Genomic DNA, 5217 nt, shown 5'->3' with positions numbered 1-5217 from the left:
GTTTCGAGAACTACTTTTGTATTATTTCCACCCAAACCATATACGATTGGGAGATTCTTTGGATTATTTTCTTTGACAAATTTCAGTAAATCTGCCTTTTCTTGAGCAGTTGTGGTTGAGGTTTCGCCCGTTGTACCTTGCACAACGAAGTAATCTACGCCTCCTTCGCTCGTAGTTTCGAGCAAACGACGCAAACCATCGTAATCAATTTCGTGGTTTTGGTCAAATGGTGTAATCAGAGCGACACCTACGCCCATCAATGGATGTTCCATTATTTTAATGTTAAATTTTCGTGCTGTAAAATTCGGTAGAAAATTGTATTTAAGAAAGATTATCGCCCGAAAAGTTTAAGTAAAATATGATTTTATTCCTACTGTAATATTTTGTGGGTAGAATAAATGTGGCACACCTTTAAATCTATATAGACCTTTGCAGGTATTCCACATTTGGGCGTTCGTCATAATATTATTCTATTTTCCAAAATACTTGATGATTTCTTCTGATAATCAATCACAATAATCATAAAAATCAAAGTTCAGACATTTAGAGCATCGACTGATACACCAAAATTCGGAATTTACGCACGATTTCGGAATAATGAGCATACGGATGTACATTCGTAAAGACCAACATAATGGTTTCTTCTTTTGGGTCGATGGTATATTCTGAGCAGTACATTCCTCCCCAAGTGAGCGAGCCAGCCGTGGCATTATCGCCGTAGTGTGACTCTGGCGTGATGATTTGTAGTCCCAACCCAAATTTATCTTGTCTATCCCACACAAAATTTTCTCCAATCTGATTTCTGCCCATTATCTCTACCGTTGAGCGAGCCAAAAGTCTTTTACCGTTAAATTCGCCTTTGTTGAGAATAAATTGGCAGATTTTTGCGTAATCTTCAATTGTGCTTAGTAAACCAGCTCCGCCCGAAAAGTAGCTTCTTTCGCCCGAAATGGCATATTTTCGGTACGTTTCATTGGCATGGATGCTCAATTTATCGTTTACGTTTCCTTTAGAATAAAGTTCTACTAAACGAGAAGCTTTGGCATCGGGCAAATAGAAATGCGTATCGTTCATGCCGAGCGGGTCGAGCACTTTTTTGCGTAAATATTCATCAAACGACATCCCCGAAAGTACCTCAATTAATCGGCCGAGTACATCAGTGTTTAGTCCATATACGAATTGTGTACCGGGGTCGGAAATGAGTGGGCGAGCCGCAATTTTGTCAATCACATCTTTCAAAATATCTTTATCAGTTGAGCAGAAAAATGGCACTTTGAATTCGGGTAAATCTTGTAAGGCGTGTTCGTAGGGAATTCCTGCCGAATGACTCATTAATTGACGAATCGTGATTTCGGATTTGGCTGGACGAGTAATGTATTTACTTCTATCTTTTTCGTCATAACTTACCAAAACTCTCGGATTTTTGAATGCAGGAATGTATTTCGAGATGGGTTCATCGAGAAAGAATTTTCCTTCTTCAAAAAGCATCAAAAGCCCAACTGTAGTGATAAGTTTAGTTTGTGAAGCGATTCTGAAAATATCATCTTTTTTGAGCTGAGTTTTTGCTTCAAGATTGCTGTATCCGAATGCTTTATAATGAACAATTTTTCCTTTTTTTGCTACGAGTGTAACAATATTTGGAGCAATTCCTTTGTCAATTACTTCTTGAAAATGAGCATCCAAACGCTTCAGCCGCTCGCTCGAAAACCCAACTTCTTCGGGCGTTTTAGCTACCGTAAGCGACTGCGGAACTTGGGCTTTTATTCCCGTAATGAGGAACAGAAATATGAAAGAAAGGAGAATTGAAAGGTTTTTCATAGGGATATTTTATTTTCACAAATATAATAAAAAAGTTGCCTGTGCGAACACAAGCAACTTTATGAAACGGACAAGTCAGTAGGGAGACTTGTGCTATGTTTAATTTACGAGTTTCAACGACTGCCAAGTATTTAACTGCCAGCCCTTTTTGCCGTTTTTGTTATAGACAACAGTATAACGTAATGGTAGAATAGTTGGTTTTCCGCTGGCAGTACCTTGAGTAATAGTTACTTTTCCGTTTACTACTGCAGTTTTGCCATAATCGCGTACGATAATTTCATCTACATCAATTTTATCATACACACTCTTTCCATCTCTGATGGACTGAATGTAGGCTTGCTTATTATCTTGTTTTCCACTTGAATGGGTGTAAACCAAATCATCGGCAAAGACTTTTTCAAGAAAATCAAAATCCTTTGAAACTTGAGCGGCAAAGCGTTTGCGTTCGAGTGCTTCAACATCAGCTTTGGTGTTTTGTGCCAAAGCCGTTTGTCCGATTATGAGCGATAAAGCTAAGATTAGTATTTTTTTCATTTGATAAATGTTTTAAGAACTATCGACCGTAGTCTATTGACCATCGACTAATTAAATATCAACTTTATTCATGCGTGGTACTAAAAAGTGCATAAGGAGCCATGCCAATAAATATGCACCTGCACAAATCGCAAACATGATATAATAGGCTGTTTCGATTTGGTTAATACTACGGTAGTAAACAAACATATTTTTTTGAACTGCCCAAGTGAGCAAAATACCACCTAAACCACCAGCCATTCCGCCGATACCCACAACCGAACCCGTTGCTTTCTTAGGGAACATATCCGATACTGTTGTGAAAATATTAGCACTCCATGCTTGGTGAGCCGAAGCCGCAATACCAATTACAAAAACCGCCAACCACATATTTACTTGACCAGCCAGCTGTGAAAAAATAACAGGAAGCACAAATAAGGCGAAAATGAACATCGAAGTTTTGCGAGCCTTGAAAACAGGCATTCCACGGTTGATAAATGCCAACGGTAAATAACCGCCACCGATACTACCAACGGTAGAAATAACGTAAACCACCGCCACAGGAACTGAAATTTCGATGAGCGAAAGTTTGTATTGACTTTGCAAAAAGTCTGGCAACCAGAAAAGATAAAACCACCAAACGGGGTCGGTCAAGAATTTACCCAAAGCAAAAGCCCAAGTTTGGCGGAAGCCCAAAAGCTTAATCCATGGCACTTTTTCTTCGTTTTTGATATTTTCTTCTTCCTCTTTATCAGAGTGAATGTAATCGTATTCGGCTTTTGTAAGTTTTTTAGAATCTTTTGGTGAAGTATAGTAAATCTGCCATAAAACCAACCAAACGAAGCCAATTACGCCAGTAATGATAAACGCCCACTGCCAACCCCAAACTACCGCAATGGCAGGAACAGTTAGAGGTGCTACGATTGCCCCAATGTTTGTTCCCGAATTGAAAATACCAGTAGCCAAAGCACGCTCTTTTTTAGGAAACCATTCGGCCGTAGATTTGATGGCCGCAGGAAAATTTCCTGCTTCGGTAAGACCCAAACCCGCACGAGCAATCATAAACCCGAATGCCGAATTGGCAAATGCGTGTCCAACCGCCGCCAAACTCCAAAGTCCCGTTGCCCAAGCGTAGCCTTTTTTGGTTCCGAGTTTATCCACGATACTACCCGCAATGAGCATACCAAATGAATAGAAGATTTTGAAAGTAATTTCGATATTGGCGTAGTCGCCGTCGTCCCATTTTAGTTCTGTGGTAAGAACAGATTTTAGTAAGCTAATTACTTGTCGGTCAAGGTAATTAACCGTTGTTGCAAAAAAGACCAATGCACAGATGGTCCAGCGGTACTTTCCGATTTTTTCCATAGTTTTTTTAGGGTTGAATAAATTAATGAGCGAATGAGTGAATGAACGAATGAGTGAATATTAAGAATATAATAACAATCAGACCTTACAAATTCACTTTCTCCCCTGCATCATACTAAAATCCAAAATAATCTTTTGCGTTATTATAGCAAATATTTTGTACGATTTGACCAGTCCATTTAATATCGTTCGGAATTTCACCATTTTCTATGTCATTTCCAAGAATGTTACACAAAATACGGCGGAAATATTCGTGACGAGGGAATGACAAGAAACTACGAGAGTCAGTCAACATTCCGATGAAACGGCTCAACAAGCCCATGTTTGAAAGAGCGTTGATTTGTTTTTCCATACCATCTTTTTGGTCGAGGAACCACCAGCCTGAGCCAAACTGCACTTTTCCTGCAATCGAACCATCATTGAAATTACCAATCATGGTAGCGATAATTTCGTTATCGGCTGGATTTAAGTTGTAAATAATAGTTTTGGCCAATTGGTTGTATTCGTCCAAACGACCTAAGAATTTAGAAAGGGCAACTGCTTGTGAGTAGTCTCCGATTGAATCCCAGCCTGTATCTGGCCCCAAAACTCTCAATGCACGAGTATTATTATTGCGTAATGCTCCTAAGTGGAATTGCTGTGTCCAGCCCAATTCGTGGTACATTACACCCAAAGCATGCAAAATAGCCGATTTGAAAATCAAGGCTTCTTCCGAACTAAGAGTTTGGCCAGAAATTGCTTTTTGAAATGCCGCATTTGCTTGCTCAGGCGTGAAGTCAGCGGCGTAGATTTGCTCCAGACCGTGGTCGCAGAGTTGGCAACCGTTGCTGGCGAAGAAATCGGCACGTGTGCGAAGGGCTTTTAATAAGTCTTCGTAAGTGTTGATTTCAAAATTAACGATTGTACCCAATTTCTGTACGTAAGTAGCAAAGTTCGGGTTTTCAATCAAGATAAATTTATCAGGACGAAACGCTGGTAACATCTTGATTTTTGCCGAAGCATCTTTGTGGTAAGCTTGGTGATATTCGAGCGTATCGAGAGGGTCGTCGGTTGTACAAACCACCTCAACGTTCATCTTACCCAATAAATTTCTTACCGAATATTCGGGCGATTGAATTTTTGCCGTACAATCATCATAAATTTTTTGTGAAGTGGCAGGGCTTAAAACTTCGTGAATACCAAAATAACGTTGAAGCTCTAAGTGTGTCCAGTGATACAACGGATTTCTTAACGTATAAGGCACAGTTTCTGCCCATTTTTCAAACTTTTCGTAATCGGTAGCATCGCCCGTACAGAATCTTTCGTTGATGCCGTTGGTACGCATGGCTCTCCATTTGTAGTGGTCGCCATAGAGCCAAACTTGTGTGATATTACCAAATACTTTATCGCCCAAAATTTGGTCAGGCGGCAAGTGATTGTGGTAATCAATGATAGGCATATCTTTCGCATACTCGTGGTAGAGTGTGCGTGCAGTTTTTGTTTGTAGTAAAAAATCTTCGTCTAAAAACGTCTTCATATCTC

5 protein-coding genes are annotated in these 5217 nt (G+C 39.8%); all 5 read right to left on the bottom strand.

The annotated features are described in order from the left end of the window. On the bottom strand, window positions 1-272 hold a 272-nt coding region (locus tag ACOVO2_RS16325; RefSeq protein WP_421771002.1), incomplete at its 3' end, for a dihydrodipicolinate synthase family protein. Window positions 273-543: 271 nt separating this feature from the next. Further along, window positions 544-1818 (bottom strand): serine hydrolase domain-containing protein, encoded by a 1275-nt coding sequence (locus ACOVO2_RS16320; protein ID WP_421771001.1) that lies wholly within the window; start codon window positions 1816-1818, stop codon window positions 544-546. A 99-nt stretch (window positions 1819-1917) separates the two neighbouring features. Then, window positions 1918-2352, bottom strand: a complete 435-nt coding sequence (locus ACOVO2_RS16315; RefSeq protein WP_421771000.1) for a nuclear transport factor 2 family protein — start codon at window positions 2350-2352, stop codon at window positions 1918-1920. A gap of 51 nt (window positions 2353-2403) precedes the next feature. Continuing rightward, window positions 2404-3696, bottom strand: coding sequence for an MFS transporter (locus ACOVO2_RS16310; RefSeq protein WP_421770999.1), 1293 nt, complete (start codon window positions 3694-3696; stop codon window positions 2404-2406). Between the two features lie 115 nt (window positions 3697-3811). After that, complete coding sequence (gene uxaC, locus ACOVO2_RS16305) at window positions 3812-5212, bottom strand: glucuronate isomerase (RefSeq protein ID WP_421771011.1); 1401 nt, start codon at window positions 5210-5212, stop codon at window positions 3812-3814. Window positions 5213-5217: the final 5 nt, after the last annotated feature.

Origin of the sequence: Emticicia sp., from assembly GCF_049241225.1 — a bacterium.
Classification (GTDB): Bacteria; Bacteroidota; Bacteroidia; order Cytophagales; family Spirosomataceae; genus Emticicia.
This window is presented reverse-complemented; position numbering and strand designations above follow the sequence as displayed.

Coding starts and splice junctions, on each gene's coding strand:
- ACOVO2_RS16320 (WP_421771001.1), bottom strand. CDS start 1,818: ATGAAAAACCTTTCAATTCTCCTTTCTTTCATATTTCTGTTCCTCATT.
- ACOVO2_RS16315 (WP_421771000.1), bottom strand. CDS start 2,352: ATGAAAAAAATACTAATCTTAGCTTTATCGCTCATAATCGGACAAACG.
- ACOVO2_RS16310 (WP_421770999.1), bottom strand. CDS start 3,696: ATGGAAAAAATCGGAAAGTACCGCTGGACCATCTGTGCATTGGTCTTT.
- uxaC (WP_421771011.1), bottom strand. CDS start 5,212: ATGAAGACGTTTTTAGACGAAGATTTTTTACTACAAACAAAAACTGCA.